This window comes from Calothrix sp. UHCC 0171, assembly GCF_034931845.1.
GTDB lineage: Bacteria > Cyanobacteriota > Cyanobacteriia > Cyanobacteriales > Nostocaceae > Brunnivagina.
This window is the reverse complement of the sequence record NZ_JAYGHN010000012.1, coordinates 107,964-125,364: the sequence shown is the minus strand read 5'-3', so window position 1 is coordinate 125,364 and position 17,401 is coordinate 107,964. Positions and strand designations below refer to the sequence as shown.

The following is a 17,401-nucleotide window of genomic DNA, read 5'->3' as shown; positions in this document are numbered from 1 at the left end:
GGAATTGCTCTAGAATGCTTGTTTTAATTCATCAAAAGGATACTGAACAGTGCTGATAAACAGTCCTATCATCGCATTTACAATTCTCCTAATAGTAATTTTTGCAATTCCACCATTATTTGAACGCTTAAAATTACCTGGGTTAGTCGGTTTACTAGTAGCAGGCGTAATCTTGGGCAGTAGTGGATTAAATCTACTCAATCATGAATCTGAAACCGTCAAGCTATTATCCGAGATTGGCAAAATATATCTCATGTTTGTAGCGGGTTTAGAAATTGATTTGGAACAATTTCGCAAAACCAAAAATCGCTCAATTACATTTGGAATTTTGACATTTTTAGTACCATTGATAGCAGGCATTATTGTTGGTAGAATATTTAACTTCAGTTGGAATAGTTCAGTTTTAATTGGCTCATTGCTCGCTTCGCATACACTCCTAGCATATCCAATTGTTAGTCGTTTAGGAGTCGTCACTAATGAAGCAGTAACCGTCACTATTGGCGCAACCATTTTCACTGATACAGGGGCTTTGTTAGTTCTAGCTGTTTGTGTTGGCATTCATGGGGGAGAATTTACTGCTCTGAGTTTAGTAAGTTTATTAGCTGGATTAGCAATTTATTCAGCCATTGTTTTATTTGGGTTTGACTGGGCAGGAAAGGAGTTTTTTAAACGCACGGGTGATGAACAAAGTAATCAATTCTTGTTTATTTTACTCGCATTATTCTTAGCATCTGTGGGCGCGCAAATTGTTGGTGTGGAAAAAATTGTGGGAGCATTTTTAGCTGGTTTAGCAGTTAATGATGTGTTAGGACGTAGCCCAGTTAAAGAAAAAATTGAGTTTGTAGGTAGTGCTTTATTTATCCCTTGTTTCTTTGTAGACATGGGACTATTAATTGATATTCCGTCATTCATCAAAACCCTAAGTTCCATCGGTATTACCATCGCAATTATTGTGGCTTTGATTGGTAGTAAGTTCATTGCTGCATATCTAGCCAAACTGTTATACCGTTATAATAATGCGGAACTATTAACAATGTGGTCATTGTCTTTACCACAGGTAGCCGCAACACTCGCAGCCGCATTAGTTGCATATCAAAGTGTAAACTCTGCTAATGAAAGATTGATTAATAATGCTGTTTTAAATAGCGTTATTGTCTTAATGCTAATCACTTCTATTCTTGGTCCGATGATTACAGCTAGATTTGCCAGCGCTCTCACTATTTCCCAAGATGATTTAGCCGATGAGCCGCTCGCAACTTGGTGGAAGAATGACAGCATTAATAGTAACAATATATTAGACGAAACTCAGCATCCATTTACTGTAATAGTGCCAATTTATAACCCACAAACACAACGTTATTTGTTAGAAATGGCGGCACTGTTGGCGCGTCATGAATTAGGGAAAATAGTGCCACTAGCAATAACGAAAGGACATGTGCAAATGGATAATCCTGAGTTAAAAATGGCTCTGATGCAAAGTCGAGAACGATTGCAGATAGCGACAGAAATTAGTCAAGAGTTTGATGTGGAAGTATTGCCAACTGTACGGATAGATGATGATATTGCTTTGGGTATTAGCCGTACTAGTAGAGAACAAAATGCTAGCTTAGTAATATTAGGTTGGTCACGGAATCTTGGTTTGCGATCGCGTTTATTTGGTAACATCATTGATGGTATCTTTTGGTCTTCCCACTGTCCAGTTGCTATGGCACAGTTGTTAAATAGTCCGACAAAATTTCAACGGATTCTTGTACCTGTCGGTGACTTGACACGTCAAACCATAGGTGCAATTAAGTTTGCCCAAATTTTAGCCGATGTCAATCAGGCGGAAGTGGTTTTATTACATATTTATCATCCGCGAACACCACAAAATAAAGTAGAACTGTTCAAGTCTCAATTATTAGATATTGCCTCGAAAAGTCAATTAGAAGTCAATACCAATATTCAAACAGTTAAAGATAATGATGTTGCGAAAGTCATTATTGAGGAAGCATTAAGCTTTGATTTAGTAGTTTTGCGTTCTGTACGTTATCGGACTGCGGGTGGCTTATCTGTTAGCGAAGTAACTACACAGGTAATTCAAGGCTTAAGTAGTTCAATTATCTTATTGGGAGAACCAAATTAGTAGAATTGAGCATGTCAAAATCAATGTACTAAACCCGCACGTAAAGCGCGAACAGCAGCTTGAGTTCTATCAGCAACACAAAGCTTGCTCAAAATACCGCGAACGTGTGTTTTCACAGTACCGACTGTTAAGTAAAGTTTTTTACCAATTTCTGCATTATCACAACCAGCAACTATTAATTCTAAAACTTCCTTTTCCCGTTGAGTGAGAGGAAAACTTTCGATAGTTTTTTCCACCTCCGGTTCCAAACCTTCAATCATGACTCGTTTAGAGCCGATACCACTATTGGCATCATCCCGTCGTACTTGTTGGAGTACAATATCTGCGATCGCAGGATCAATCCAAGAACTACCTGTAGATGTGGTTTTCACCGCATTAATTAAGTTTTCACTTTCAATATCCTTCATGCAATAAGAATCTGCTCCCGCCCCAAAAGCGGCTAACACAGCTTCCTCACTGTTTTGCATGGTTAAAATCAGTAGATTTGTGGTGAAATCCTGAGTTTCCTGTTGGTATTGTCGGTATCTGCGTGTCAATTCAATCCCATCCATATCAGGTAAACCGATATCAATAGTCGCCACATCTGGCTTTAAAGTCTTAAGTAGCTGCAAACCGTCCGTTGCATTGGAGGCTTCACCGATAATCTTAATTTCCGGCTCTGTTTGTAAAGCAGCCCGCAAGCCCATTCTGGTAAGGTTATGGTCTTCAATCACAATTACCTTAATCTCGCTCATGGCTGTTTACCTCTTCCCAAATCTAATTTCTAAAGTACAGATTAAAATAACCTTCTTAATTTTATTGGTAAAGCTATGCAAAAACTACAAATTTTAATGATTTTAAGTTAATTGCATCTACTATAAGTAGTAGAAAAGCTTACTGTCAAACTACTAGAAATAAAAGTTCATTAATTACATCCTCTTTAATATCCAATTTATACATCTGTCGCTGGGTAGATTTTTTCGGAGATAAAACTAGACCTAAGAATCTAGTCTTGAGATAGATAAAAGGATAAATTTGATTAATATGGGTAGCCCATAAATTACGTTGATATTACAATGTAGCCTTTAATGTGCTATCAATAATTTTATTTATGCATATTTAAAAAACTATGTTAATTAATAAACCTGTTAGGAAAGACAAAATACTGGTAGTTGATGATATTTTTGAAAATTTACTGCTCCTCGAAACAGTTTTAGAATCAGAAGGTTATGAAGTAAGTTTAAATGAAGATAGTAAAACTGGTTTGAGTATAGTTGAAGATTGGCGACCAGATTTAATACTGTTAGATGTAATGATGCCAGAATTGGACGGCTATGAATTTACTCGTCGAATTCGCAATAATAAAAATCTCCCATACATTCCGATTTTATTAATTACTGCCCATGGACAATCCAGCCTGGTTGAGGGACTAGATGCGGGTGCTGACGACTTTATCCGTAAGCCATTCGATCCAGAGGAACTACATGCCAGGGTGCGATCGCTACTACGTCTCAAACATACCATAGACGAACGTGACCAGATGGCAAACTTACGTGAAGATTTTGTTTCGCGTTTCACCCATGATTTACGAACGCCTTTAGTTGCGGCAAATCGCATCTTAAAATTAATGTTAGAAGGAATGTTTTTTGAGGTGACACCAGAAGCCTCCGATGTTTTTCAGACGATGATTGGGAGCAATGAAGATTTATTGACGATGGTTAACACTTTATTGGAAGTATATCGTCATGAGGCTGGGAGTAAAAGTTTAAAGCTGTCGGAATTTGATATTCACGAATTAGTCCGAGAAGTGACTCAAGAATTGAAACATTTGGCAGAAGAAAAGGGACTAGCAATGAATTTGGAGGTATCTGCAAATATTCATGGTTTAGAGAGTATAATTGTAGGCGATCGCATCGAATTGAGACGTGTTGTCACTAACATTATTGGCAATGCTATTAAATTTACGGAAACAGGTTATGTCAATGTAAATTTAAATCTCCATCCAGATATTGTCACTATTGAGATTCAGGATACAGGAGCCGGAATTTCTATCCAAGAGCAAGCGAGATTATTTGAGCGTTTTCGTTCGGGTAAGCATCAAGGTTCCGGTAGTGGTTTAGGTTTATATTTGTCGCGGTGTATTATTGAAGCTCACCAAGGTTCAATTGATGTTACATCTGAGCCGGAACAAGGGAGCAAATTTAGTATCAATATACCGCGTGTGAAAACTGTAGATAATCGCAGCAAACAGAGATAATAATTTATCAATGAACTGGCAATTAATATCAAATATTTTATAGAGGTGAGATTATGGAAGAGATTTTAGTCAGAGCTAAACAGTTAAAGCAAGAATTACTTGACTTTGTCATGGATGCGGAGGGGGATTTAGCAATTGCACTAGAATCTTTTTATGCTCAAAAATTATCCATATTACCAAAATCTCAATATGCAAGTAACACAAATAATGAGATGGTAATGGATATGTTCTTGACAGATGCAAAAATTGATGAGAAAACACCAATTGATTTATTTTTAGATAGTAAGCCCAAATTAACAGCAAGCGATTTTTCGCTCGTGAAAAGTTGGCAAAAAAGTTTTATTGGCTTGTTTGCTGTCACCGAAATTTTTGCTGATGGTTGTCAACTCATGAATTGGATGACTGCAAAATATTATGTAGTCAAAACTAAAAATGCCGATGAGTTACAGTTACTAAGTAGGATGAAAAATGGAGAAATTTTACTCGCACGCATAGCACCTGTAACTGATAGCTACTGGATGTTTTCTACTTCTATAAGTATCATGGGTAAGTTGGGTAAACCCAAACTAGCGATCGCAATTGGTAACTTTAAACAGAATTATAAAAATTATTTGTATACAGATGCGCCAGATTTATTAGAAGAAGCATGGCAATCTGTAGAGCAGTATCATCAAGCTTTTCTAGACTTTTTCCATAGTGATGAAATTACCTTACCTGGATATCAGCTACAAAAAAAACTCAAGGAATTTCAGGAATTCATCACTCAGCGTTCTTTAGAGAATGCAGGTATTGATAGCTCAAAATCATTAAAAGAATTAGTAGAAGAAGCTGGAGTTTCGAGGGAAGAAATAGTTGATGTAGCCGCAGAAATGGGGGCAGATGCAAAAGTTGCTTCGAGACTTTTAGAAGATAATAAAAACACAAAAATGGTGGTACCTGATATTGAGCTACCAAATCACCTCAAAAAAGCAGAGCAGGTTACTGTCATTACCCATCCTCGCTGGGGACAGATGTTTTTGACAAACTATCAATTATTTAAAAACATGCTAGGGGTAGCAGATTGGCGTAGTGTTGAAAATGCAGAAAAATTATTACGTCAATATCTAGAAGAACCAGAAATTAATCTCAGTATTTGGCAGCGTTTAGCGAAGCAATATCCAGTGGAATTAGAAAAAGTATTACAAGCATATTTAAATAGAGAAGAATTTAATTTACAGCAAGATTTAGAAACGACTCTGCAAGAATTTAATAAATCTCTCAATCCAGAATTGCCGGAAATAGCTAGTGTTCCTTTACATCTACATAATTTATTTCAAGAGGCTTTAATAGAGGTTAATGGTAAGAGTAAATCTAAAAATAAAAGTAAAGCTAAATCAGGATTTGGCTAATCAAGCTAATCAAATTGATTGAGAAATGATATTTGTAAATAGAAAAAATGTAAATAGAAAAAACTATAAATCCCCGATTTCCTCAACCAATCGGGGATAAGTTGATATGTAAGACAAGATAAAAGTTTAGTCTAAAGCCTTCTTGATTTCGTCTTTGATATTTTCAACTGTGTGGCGCATTTGAGATTCGGCTTGTTTTGCTTGTCCTTCAGCCTTATCGTTGGGATTGCCAGTGACTTCGCCAACTACTTCTTGAATTTTTCCTTCGATATTTTTAGCAACTGCCTTAACTCTATTTTCGGTACTCACTTGTCTTGCTCCTTAATTAATTAATAAATTATTTGAGAGTTTATTATGTATTGTCGTTTGATATATTCAAACCGACAGCACCTTTATAATAAACTTATTTAAATTTTATTACCTCTATCTTCAGGAAGAAAATTATTGAAATATTGCTGCTCCTAAATACTCAGATTGTGCATAGATTTAAGTACATAAATTTCAGTAAATTAATTAATTATTGAATTTATTTTCATCAAAGACTAGTCACAACTCATTTGTATATTTTTGTAACACAAGTAAGGCAAGCCGAGGCTGAAGGCAAAAGCAAATATTCACCTGATTAATTAGTCCCGATGAAGGATATTTATCACTTCAGATAATATCTCAAGATTCTAGATATTCGTTCAACAGATAGAGCAAAAATAGAAAATAAAACCTTAATCTTAAGAACATAAGGACACGCAACACAAGAAAACAAATCATACAATAAGGAGAAATTAAGATGAGCGGTATAATTGCTTGGTTGATTTTAGGTTTAATCGCAGGTGCATTAGCTAAGTTCTTTTATCCAGGTTCACAAGGCGGTGGTATCTTCTCCACAATTGCTTTAGGAATTTTGGGAGCATTGGTAGGTGGTTATTTAGGTCAAGTTTTACTAGGGAGTGGTGCAGCCGCCTCAGCCACAGTCGGAGCTTTATCTATTGGTAGCATTGTCTTTGCAGTTCTTGGAGCTATGTTACTAATCTTCCTTTGGGGTTTAGTAGCTCGTCGAGCAGTTTAACTAGCTGAAGATTACCTGAGGTTAATTGAGTAATTAACCTTTATTAACCTTAATTAGCCTCAAATAAGCAGCTTCATATTTGAATGGGGAGATAAAGTCATGACATTAGAAGTAGAGCAAAGAGCAGTCGGTGTTTTTACTCAGCGCTCTGATGTAGAACTTGCACTGATTGACTTAAAAAATGCTAACTATCCGATGCATAAAGTATCAATAGTTGCCAGAAATGCAGAACATGAAAGTGATATTGCTGGTGTTGAAGTTAAAGAACACACTGGAAACAAAGCCGAAGAAGGCGCAGTTGTGGGGGCAGCTACTGGCGGTACGGTAGGCGGTTTGAGTGGTTTACTAATTGGTTTAGGTCTGATGGCAATTCCCACAATTGGACCGATTATGTTAGCAGGGGCTACCGCTACTACGATCGCAACTGCTTTAGCTGGTGGTGCAATTGGTGCAGCTGCTGGTAGTTTAGGTGGTGCATTAATAGGTTTAGGAATTCCCGAAGACGAAGCTAAAATTTATAGCGATTTAGTTCACCAGGGTTACTATTTAGTCATCGTAGATGGTAACGAAAGAGAAATTATTATTGCCGAACAAATTTTTCGCAAACGCGGCATTAGAGATTGGGGAATTTATCAAACATCTACACCTGTGAAAAGTCGCTACAAAAATGCTGCTGGTCTTTTATTCAATCGTCAAAATGTAGAGCAAGCTTTAACTCAATTGCAAGATAGTGGTTTTTCGATGAATCAAGTATCTGTAGTCTCTTCAGGCGCTTTTCTCGATGAAGAATTTGATCGCGTAAATTTCTACAGCAGAGATGATTGGGATAGTTTAGGTATTCCTAAAGATATTACAGATACTTACCAATATCGGATGAATTTAGGTGACTATTTGATTGTGATTTCCGGAACTGAATTGGAAATTGCAGCAGCAAGAAAAATTTTGGAAGCAAGCAACGTTCAGGAGTTTAACGTCTATAGTCCAGCTGTTGTTCAAGCTGTTTAATTCCAGAAGTGTCAAGAAAGACATCCTCCTGAAGACATTTCACTTCAATAATAAATCAAGGAAAATAGATCATGAAAAAAGCGATCGCATTGTTAGGTAGTAGTATCCTATTACTTTCAGTTGTTGCTTGTACTGATGCCAAGAGGACTACTAATGTAGCTCCTGATTCTACTGAAGATAAGATAGAGGTTCCCAACGCACAACAAGCAACAGATTCCAAAGCGGATGCTACCAGTGAAACTCGCAGAAGACAATTAGATGCAGACATCCAAGCTAGAGAACAACGCAATAATGCTGTAAATCAAGGTTCAGCCGAAAATAGACCAGATAAAGATGTCGCTAGTGAAGTTCGGAGTAAATTAGAGGCGAATCTTCCTGCGAGTGCCTTGGTTATAGAAGCTGATAAGGGTGTCGTGACAGTAAGCGGAAGCGTGCCTACTCAGCAACAATTCGACAAAATCGCACCTTTGGCGCAAGAAATTAAAGGTGTCCAATCTGTCAAGGTGCAAGTAGCGGTAGCACCTGCTCAACCTGCAAATGCAAACTAGGAGATTGACTGGGAGAGACGGAGAAGGGGAGATTTTTGTCCCTGCAAAGTTGCTCTGGTGAACTACTAGATACAGAGCGATATATTTCTACATAATTTTCCAGTCATCTCACCTAATTAATATGGTGATTCTATCTCAAGGATGAGATGCGATCGGCAAAATAGTTTCTGTAGATTGATAAATATTTGCCCTGAAGATTGATTTGCAAGTTATAGATTTTCAAGTACAAACTAAATAGTAAATACGTAGGAGATGAATAGTCATGAATAAAAATATCAGGAGTCCCAAAATGATGAAAATTAAATCACTTTTTTCTAACCTTATTTGTGGCTTCTTAGCTATTGTTACCATCTGGGTTGGAGTATTTTCTAATTTTAGTTCAGCGAATGCTACACCTTTAACAAATACTTCTCAGTTAGTAGCACTTTTTGGCAAAGGTAGCGCCGATCAAGCAGCTGGAAAAGTAGAACAAGCCGTAGGTTCTGCACAACGTAACCTTGGTAAAATGACTGGACAGGCAGAAGGAGCTATCAACGAAGCGAAAGGTAAAGCTAGAGAAGATATTGGTACTACTAAAAACGCCATTGAAGACGTAGCAAATAGAGCTAAAAACAAGGTCGAAAGAGATATCAGAACCACGAAAAATGCAGTTAACAATGCAGATTTAAGAGCAACTGATGAATCTCAAGAGGCGATTCAAGAAAGTTATGACAGAGTTGAAAAAATTACAGATAAAGCTGTTGATAACGTCAAAAGCATTTTTGGTCAATAAGTAAATATTTGCCAAAATACTCAATTTAGGAGTGGTTATATGAATACAAAGCAAGATTTTCAAGAGAAGATGGAGATACAACTGGCAAAACTCCAAACTCAAATCGATGAATTAAAAGTTAAATCTTCTCTTGCCCAAGCCGATGCTAAGGATGCATATCAAGAACAGCTTGCATCTCTAAATACCAAGTGTCAAACTACCCGCCTCAAATTGCAAGAACTCAAATCTAAAGGTGGAAACGCTTGGGAGGAAATGAAAGATGGCTTAGAAACAGCTTGGAGTGACCTACAAGATTCCTTTAATCGCGCTGTGACTCATTTTCGCTAAAGGGCTAATTCTTGCTAATTTCATTCATCACATTCAGTCAATTCAATTCAATTTAATTCAATTTATTCACTAGGAGAAACCAATGAATTTTACTCGTTTAATTCAATCAGTTGTTCGTTCTTTCCGCTTTGTAATTGCTACAGCTTTGTGTCTAACATTACTTTTCTCTAATGTTCTGCCTGCATCTGCAAACAGTACCTCCAAAAGCGCTAACACTGACGCGACTACACAATTAAACAAAATTCAAGAAAAAACTGATGATGTCGCTGCTTCCAAAGGTCCCGACTTAGAAGAAACACAAGCAGAAACACAAAAAGGTCTCAACGAAGTTCAAGGTGATGCTGACAAAGATAAAATGTTTCGTCCTAGTAATTCCCAAAATGCGACTTCTATAGAAAACCAAGTGGAAAGTTTCTTAGAACAAGCAACTGGTAAAAAATAGAATTTTTCTGATGTCAAAATTAGAACAATATCTATAGCATTCCGAAAATATTTGTGAACACTCATATCTCTGATTTTTCTAAAAAGTCGGGGATATGAGATTTTTATTGTTTACAAATAGATGCCATCCTCAATGTTCGGTGGACAGATTTTTTGAGAATTAAGTGAAAATTAAGCTTGAGAATGTAGCGATTTTAGTAACACTTACTGTATTAAGAACTACAAAATTGCGATCGCAATTATCTTTAGATAGTTTATTTTGGTTCTCGGAGGCAGATTTGATTCCATCTAAACTCCATCAGATGAGAGGTTACTGATTTAATAAAAATTGTTTAAATAAAAATGTAATGAGTTGAGATAAATCAGCAATGCGTAAAATTAACATTGGTTTAACAGAAGCTGAACGTCAAGGTGTAATTAATCTTTTGAATAGTGATTTGGCAGATTCCTATCTACTACTAGTAAAAACTAAAAAGTTTCATTGGGATGTTGTTGGTCCCCAGTTCCGTCAATTACACGAACTTTGGGGAGAACATTACGAAGCCTTAACTGAAAATATTGATTCTCTGGCTGAAAGAATTCGTCAATTGGGTGGTTATCCTGTGGGCACATTGGCAGGATTTCTGAAAATTACCTCTCTCAAAGAACATTCTGGTGATATCCCAAATGCAACCCAAATGGTAGAGCGTTTAGTAGATGATCATGAGCAAATCATTCGTAATCTTCGCAAACATATTGACCAATGTAGTGAAGAATTTCACGATGAAGGAACTACCGATTTCTTAACTGGTTTGATGGAAGGGCATGAAAAAATGGCTTGGATGTTACGGTCATTTGTGGAAGGAGAATCACTTCAAGCAGATGGTAAACAACCACAATTAAGCAAATCTACCGTTGGTGTCTAGTAATTAGCTTTTGTAATTCATAACTAAAAAAAACTAAATTCCATCTCATTATTCGCAAAATTGCCAAACTTTAAAGGGGAATCCAAATGTCTAGTAACACACCAGAACGCACAGTTTCCGCAGTTTTTAAACAAGAAAATCAAATTGATGCTGTTGTCAGACGTTTATTAGATAGAGGCGTATCTCGCGATCGCATTTCGGTAATGGGTAACAATTTCCAATCTCAAACTCGAATTGCTGGCTTTATTACTAAGAAGGATGTAATTCTGGGAGGCTTGAGAAGCGGGGCTATTTTTGGTTCCTTGTTTGGTTCATTCTTAGGTTTACTCACAGGTGTGGGTGTCTTGATGATTCCTTTCGTTGGTTCTGTAGTGTCAGCAGGTCCCATCGGTGCGGTACTTCTAGGGGCAGCAAGCGGGGCACTGGCTGGTAGTGCTGGTGCAGGTTTGGCATCCCTACTGATTACCTTGGGAATGGAGAAAGAAAAGGCTACCATTTATGAAACTCGCTTAAAAGCAGGGGAATTTATCCTCATGGCAGAAGTTCCTGCCGATAGGAGTGGGGAGTTTCAACTGTTGATTGAAAGTGCTGGTGGTGAAGAAGTTCATGTCAGCGAAATGACACTACCTCATCCTTGTAACGGGCGTTGTCAAGGTGTTGAAGATTTATCCCCGGAAGTGCGATCGCATTTGTCTGAAGAAGCTCAAAAAATATTCATAGAACGCTACAATGCCGTACTAGACGAAAATAATGATGGCATCAAAGCAGAACAAGCGGCTTGGGAAGCAATTCATCAGCAATTTGACGAAGATGAGAAGGGAATTTGGTCAAAAGCTAAGGTGAGTATCTAAAATGGAAATCAACAAAATTAGCTCATAATTGCCTAATTTCAAGAAAATTAGTTGTAATTAGCGAATAATAAGTAAAAAGATTGGAATTTCCAGTCTTTTTTTTTTAATTACTGTCTACCTGGAGATAAATATTTTTACTTCTATAGGTCAATTGCCTTCTTAATCTCAAAAAATGTATACATATAATTATAGCTACTACAAAATTATTCACTCTCAGAAAAAACCACAATAAAAGTCAATCAGAATGAAACCAAATAATTGCATCTAAAATACTCATTTTTCATTTTCATATTTTAAAAATCGAGGCATTATAATGAAAATTGCTCAAGTAGCCCCATTATGGGAAAGAGTTCCACCTCCCGGTTACGGTGGAATTGAGTTAGTAGTTGGATTATTAACTGATGAATTAGTAAGACGTGGGCACGAAGTCACACTATTTGCTTCTGGTGATTCCATTAGTCTTGCAAAGCTGGAATCAGTTCACCCGCATGCTTTACGACTCGATCCAGATATTAAAGAACCTGCTATATATGAGACTTTACAAATGAGTAGAGTCTATAACCAAGCAGATGATTTTGATATTATTCATTCCCATATGGGATATATTGCCCTCGCTTATGCTGAACTAGTAAAGACACCAACAGTTCATACTTTACATGGTACCTTTACTCGCGAAAATCAAAAGATTTTTACCTATGCCAAACGTCAGCGCTACGTGAGTATTTCTCATGCACAACGGGAACCTCAATTGGACTTGAATTATGTAGCCACTGTTTATAACGGGATTGATATTGATGCCCATAAATATCACCCTCAACCAGAAAATCCTCCTTATTTAGCCTTTTTAGGTCGGATATCACCAGAAAAAGGACCACATTTAGCAATTCAAATTGCCAAAAAATCTGGTTGGCATTTAAAAATGGCAGGAAAAGTTGATGTTGTTGACAAAGATTATTTTGAAAGAGAAATTAAACCACTAATTGATGGTAAGCAAATTGAATATTTAGGTGAAGCAAATCATTCTCAGAAAAATGAATTGATGGGTGGTGCAGCCGCAACACTTTTTCCGATTACTTGGCGAGAACCTTTTGGTTTAGTCATGGTTGAATCAATGGCTGCTGGTACGCCAGTTATTGCTTTGAACCTAGGCTCGACAGCAGAAGTAATTCAGCATGGGCTTAGTGGTTTTGTTTGCAATACTCTGGAAGAATGTATTCATGCTATCCCTAATGCTGTGGAACTAGATCGTAACGCCGTGAGAAAATATGTTGCTCATCGTTTTGGTGTTAAACAAATGGTAGATGGCTACGAGCAAATCTACCGCCAAATTATGGCAGATAAATTTGTTAAAAATGGTCATTCACTTAGCCCAGTGAGTCCAGTTACTATTTAGTATATTTTCAATTTTGTTCAGATAAATGCCAAGCGAAATTAAGCGTTTGTGACAATAAAAATGACAGATTAATCTTGGTAATTTTGCATAAGTAATTACTTAGATAATACTTGCTGAATTTCCCCGTCACCGGGGATTTTTTATTGTCTGATATCTTCTTTCTATGCACGTGATTTCGATGAACCTAACCCCAATTCTTTGCCTAAAACTTACCTTCTATATCAGGTTAATTATTATCGCACAAAGTTGTTAAACTTCAGGATAAATGTTAAATTATTAGGCATATAAGCAAGATTGAAATCAATATTAATTTCCGTGAGAGACCATTTATAAAGCAAATATTAAGAATAGTCGCGCAGGGAGAAACCCGGTGTCTCATCAAAAAGTCAGATGATGCTCGATACTTAAATCCAAGAAACGGAGTTTCTTTGGTCTTAAGGTTTACTTTATACATAACCTCTGAAGTGATGCAATTGTAGTAGTTTTCAATCAATAGTTATGTTTAAAAATGTGAACAACTATGTGCAACGTCCAAATTTAGTAGAATATCTAGTTACTGGAAAACTCGTTTGCGGGTGCTACGCAGAAAATGCCTAAGTATCACACACAATTTGCATGAAACCTAGGATTATGCAAAATTGAACTATTCGCAAGCTCATCATTAGTAAGTAAGAATCTCAATGATCAATCGTTTGAAAATCGGTACTAAAATTGGAGCAGGTTTTGCCTTGGGTTTAACAATACTGAGTACAATAGGTATTGTTTCTTACATATCTATCAACGAACTCATTACTAATTCCGGTAAGGAAAGACACACTAACCAGGTACTTAGTCAGCTTCAAGAATTGGTATTACACATAAGAAGTGCTGAAAAGGAAGCCCGTAGTTACATAATTACTGAACAAAATGATTATCTAACACTATACGAAACTGCTACACAAAATTCAGAGCAAAGTTTGCAGGAATTGCGAAGATTGACGGTTGATAACCCAACTCAACAACGTCAGATTGATGGTTTAGAGGTTGTGGTACGCCAAAGAATAAATAGACTTCAAAGTAGTATTAACTTAAGACAAAATCGAGGTTTTGAAGCCACCAAACAATTTGTTCTCACGAATAAAGGAGAACAACTGACGCAAGAGAGCAATAAAATAATTCGGCAAATCGAAGCTGAGGAAAATAAACTGTTGGTACAGCGTTCTAGTAAGGCGCGAAACGCAGCAGCGTTAACACTTGCTACGATTAGTTATGGGATTCCGCTCTCGTTCCTAATTTTAGCTGTAATTGGTATCACTCTTTCCCGTAATATTTCCCATCCCCTGAGTAGATTTTCTCGGATAGCGGAATCATTGGGAGAAGGAGACTTATCTGTTAGTTTACCAGCAAGCGATCGCACAGATGAAATTGGTTTATTGACACGCACAATGAATCGGATGATTACTAATTTGCGTGACACCAATTACCAAAACGAGCAGCAAGCTTGGTTACAGTCAAATCTAGCAGAATTTAGTCAAATTTTACAAGGGCGCAGGGATTTAGAAACTGTGACGCGCTTAATCATATCCTATTTAGCGCCTTTGATTGGGGCATCACAGGGTGTTTTTTATGTGATGGATTCTCAAGATGATGAGCCAATACTCAAATTATTTAGTTCTTATGCTTACCAAACGCGGAAAAATCTCGCTAATGAGTTTAAATTGGGTGAGGGTTTGGTAGGACAATGCGCTCTTGAAAAGCAACGGATTTTACTAACGCAAGTTCCCCATGATTATATTCGCATTAGTTCTGGTTTGGGAGATGCTACGCCATTAAATATAGTTGTTTTACCAGTAATATTTGAAAATCAGGTAATGGCTGTTTTAGAAATGGCTTCATTTCAAAATTTTAGTGAGTTACATTTAAACTTTTTAGAACAAATCAGTGAAATAATTGGTATTGCCTTAAATAATATTTTTTCCGATATCCGCACTCAAACATTACTAGAGGAATCTCAAAATTTAGCCAAGGAGTTACAACATCAGCAAAGTGAACTCCGACAGAGTAATCTAGTTTTGGCGGAGCAAACGCAAGCATTAAAAGAATCAGAATTGCTTTTAAAACATCAACAAGAAGAATTAAAGCAATCTAATGAAGAGTTGCAACAACTGAATGAAGAATTAGAAGAGAAAGCTGAATTGTTGGAGAAACAAAAGCATGAAGTGGAAGCTAAAAATCAGGAAATTGAGTTAGCAAGACAAGCTTTAGAAGAAAAAGCTGAACAATTAGCTGTATCGTCTAAATATAAGTCAGAATTCTTGGCAAATATGTCCCATGAATTGCGGACACCTCTGAATAGTTTATTAATTTTAGCGAAGTTACTGTCAGATAATCCTGAGGGTAATTTAACAGAAAAAGAAATAGAATATAGTCGTATTATACATTCTGCTGGTTCCGATTTATTAGAGTTAATCAATGATATTTTAGATTTAGCGAAGATTGAGTCAGGTAATTTATCTGTAGAAATTGAACAATTGCGTTTGCTGGACTTAAAACTGAATTTAGAGAGAAATTTTCAATATCTTGCGGAAACTAAGGGCTTGAATTTTGTCATTCAATTAGATGAAAATTTACCTGAGACAATTACTACTGATATCAAGCGTCTACAACAAATTATCAAAAACTTACTTTCCAATGCTTTTAAGTTTACCGAACAAGGAAGTGTAACTCTGGCAATTGGCATCGCTCCTGAAAATATGATCACCTTTGCTATTCGTGATACTGGCATTGGAATTCCATTTGATAAACAAAAAGTAATTTTTGAAGCATTTCAACAAGCAGATGGTTCCACTAGTCGTAAATATGGTGGAACAGGCTTAGGTTTGTCAATTAGTCGTGAATTAGCGCAATTACTAGGTGGCAGGATTGAGTTAACAAGTCAAACAGGAGAAGGGAGTGTCTTTACTTTATTTTTACCACAGTTTTTAACCTTCCCCAATAAACAAGAGATGGGTGAACAGGGAAATAGGAAGATACAAAATAATCACGAAGTTTCTCTAATTCAGTCATCTCCCATTATTCACCAAACTGAAATTCCTGACGATAGAAATGTAATTACACCAGACGAAGAGCGTATTTTATTAATCATTGAAGATGATACTAAATTCGCGCGAATTCTTTTGGATATGGCAAGGGAACAAGGCTTTAAAGTTCTGATTGCCTTACGAGGCAAACAAGGTTTAGCATTAGCAAAACAATTTAAGCCTCATGCCATTACCCTGGACATATATATGCCGGAAATGGATGGTTGGACAGTTTTAGATCAACTAAAACGTGATCCGGAAACTCGTCATATTCCAGTACATATTATGTCCGTTGATGATCGAGAACAGCGCGGTTTACAATTAGGCGCGATCGCATATTTACAAAAACCTGTTTCTAAAGAAGTTTTGACCCAAATATTAACTGAAATTAAGGATTTTGTTCAACGTAAGGTCAAAAATCTGTTAATAGTTGAAGATGACCAGGTACAAGCTAATAGTATCATTGCTTTAATTGGCAATAGCGATGTGAAAAGTACATCTGTTGGCACGGGCGCAGAAGCATTGTCATTTTTGCAAACAAATCGAGTCGATTGTATTGTCTTAGATTTAGGTTTACCCGATATGAGCGGGTTTGAATTAATTGAGCAAATCAAAGAACAACCAAGTCTAATTAAAATTCCCATTATTGTCTATACTGGCAAAGAAATATCCCAACAAGAAGAAACTAAACTGCGACGACTAACAGAAACAATTATTATTAAAAATGTGCGATCGCCTGAAAGATTACTGGAAGAAACTGCTTTATTTTTACATCGTGTCCAAGCCAATTTACCAAAAACTCAGCAGGAAATGTTGGAAAATTTGCGAACTTTTGACCCCATACTTGCACAGAAAAAAATCCTTATTGTTGACGATGATGTCCGTAATATTTTTGCTCTTACCAGTGTCTTAGAGGGCTATCAAATGCAGGTTTTATTTGCTGAAAATGGTCGTGATGGCATTGAAGTGTTACAAGCAAATCCTGATATTAATATTGTACTAATGGATGTGATGATGCCAGAAATGGATGGTTATGAAACTACTCGTAACCTTCGCCAACAACCACAATTTAAAAATCTACCGATTATTGCTTTAACAGCAAAAGCCATGCAAGGCGATCGCGAAAAATGTATTGATGCTGGTGCTTCCGATTACATTACAAAACCAATAGATACGGAACAATTACTTTCCCTATTACGAGTTTGGTTATACAAATAACGCCGAGCTAAACTTAATTTTCAGATAAGTATTCGTGTAAAAATAAATTAAACAAGTAGTGTGGAGAGGA

15 protein-coding genes are annotated in these 17,401 nt (G+C 36.7%); 13 read left to right on the top strand and 2 right to left on the bottom strand.

Going from position 1 to position 17,401, the window contains the following annotated elements; genetic code table 11:
* Positions 1-49: 49 nt before the first annotated feature.
* Positions 50-2,125 (top strand): cation:proton antiporter, encoded by a 2,076-nt coding sequence (locus VB733_RS11855; protein ID WP_323340286.1) that lies wholly within the window; start codon positions 50-52, stop codon positions 2,123-2,125.
* Between the two features lie 20 nt (positions 2,126-2,145).
* Here the strand turns inward: VB733_RS11855 and VB733_RS11850 are convergent, their stop codons facing one another.
* Positions 2,146-2,859 carry a response regulator transcription factor gene (locus VB733_RS11850; protein WP_323340285.1) on the bottom strand — a complete coding sequence of 238 codons (714 nt, stop codon included), beginning with the start codon at positions 2,857-2,859 and terminating at the stop codon, positions 2,146-2,148.
* Between the two features lie 374 nt (positions 2,860-3,233).
* Here VB733_RS11850 and VB733_RS11845 point away from each other — a divergent pair, with 374 nt between their 5' ends.
* Entirely contained in the window at positions 3,234-4,361 is a 1,128-nt protein-coding gene (locus VB733_RS11845; RefSeq protein WP_323340284.1) for a hybrid sensor histidine kinase/response regulator, read from the top strand.
* 53 nt (positions 4,362-4,414) lie between these two features.
* The gene (locus VB733_RS11840; RefSeq protein WP_323340283.1) at positions 4,415-5,749 is read left to right on the top strand and encodes a hypothetical protein; all 1,335 of its coding nucleotides are present in this window, start codon (positions 4,415-4,417) and stop codon (positions 5,747-5,749) included.
* 126 nt (positions 5,750-5,875) lie between these two features.
* Here VB733_RS11840 and VB733_RS11835 read toward each other — a convergent pair whose 3' ends face one another.
* Positions 5,876-6,058, bottom strand: coding sequence for a CsbD family protein (locus tag VB733_RS11835; RefSeq protein ID WP_323340282.1), 183 nt, complete (start codon positions 6,056-6,058; stop codon positions 5,876-5,878).
* Between the two features lie 475 nt (positions 6,059-6,533).
* On the opposite strand from VB733_RS11835, the gene VB733_RS11830 reads away from it, so the two are divergent.
* From VB733_RS11830 to VB733_RS11785, 10 genes are all read left to right on the top strand, one after another.
* Entirely contained in the window at positions 6,534-6,812 is a 279-nt protein-coding gene (locus tag VB733_RS11830) for a GlsB/YeaQ/YmgE family stress response membrane protein (protein WP_323340281.1), read from the top strand.
* Positions 6,813-6,911: 99 nt separating this feature from the next.
* Positions 6,912-7,817 (top strand): hypothetical protein, encoded by a 906-nt coding sequence (locus tag VB733_RS11825; protein WP_323340280.1) that lies wholly within the window; start codon positions 6,912-6,914, stop codon positions 7,815-7,817.
* A gap of 71 nt (positions 7,818-7,888) precedes the next feature.
* On the top strand, positions 7,889-8,365 hold the full coding sequence (locus VB733_RS11820; protein WP_323340279.1) for a BON domain-containing protein: 477 nt from the start codon (positions 7,889-7,891) through the stop codon (positions 8,363-8,365).
* A 262-nt stretch (positions 8,366-8,627) separates the two neighbouring features.
* A complete protein-coding gene (locus VB733_RS11815) occupies positions 8,628-9,137 on the top strand; it encodes a CsbD family protein (RefSeq protein ID WP_323340278.1) in 510 nt (169 codons plus the stop codon).
* A gap of 39 nt (positions 9,138-9,176) precedes the next feature.
* Positions 9,177-9,464 carry a coiled coil domain-containing protein gene (locus VB733_RS11810; RefSeq protein ID WP_096616298.1) on the top strand — a complete coding sequence of 96 codons (288 nt, stop codon included), beginning with the start codon at positions 9,177-9,179 and terminating at the stop codon, positions 9,462-9,464.
* 82 nt (positions 9,465-9,546) lie between these two features.
* A complete protein-coding gene (locus VB733_RS11805) occupies positions 9,547-9,906 on the top strand; it encodes a hypothetical protein (protein WP_323340277.1) in 360 nt (119 codons plus the stop codon).
* A gap of 367 nt (positions 9,907-10,273) precedes the next feature.
* On the top strand, positions 10,274-10,810 hold the full coding sequence (locus VB733_RS11800; protein WP_323340276.1) for a Dps family protein: 537 nt from the start codon (positions 10,274-10,276) through the stop codon (positions 10,808-10,810).
* A gap of 86 nt (positions 10,811-10,896) precedes the next feature.
* On the top strand, positions 10,897-11,661 hold the full coding sequence (locus VB733_RS11795; protein WP_323340275.1) for a ChaB family protein: 765 nt from the start codon (positions 10,897-10,899) through the stop codon (positions 11,659-11,661).
* 313 nt (positions 11,662-11,974) lie between these two features.
* A complete protein-coding gene (locus VB733_RS11790; RefSeq protein WP_323340274.1) occupies positions 11,975-13,054 on the top strand; it encodes a glycosyltransferase family 4 protein in 1,080 nt (359 codons plus the stop codon).
* 680 nt (positions 13,055-13,734) lie between these two features.
* Complete coding sequence (locus tag VB733_RS11785) at positions 13,735-17,331, top strand: response regulator (protein ID WP_323340273.1); 3,597 nt, start codon at positions 13,735-13,737, stop codon at positions 17,329-17,331.
* Positions 17,332-17,401 lie beyond the last annotated feature (70 nt).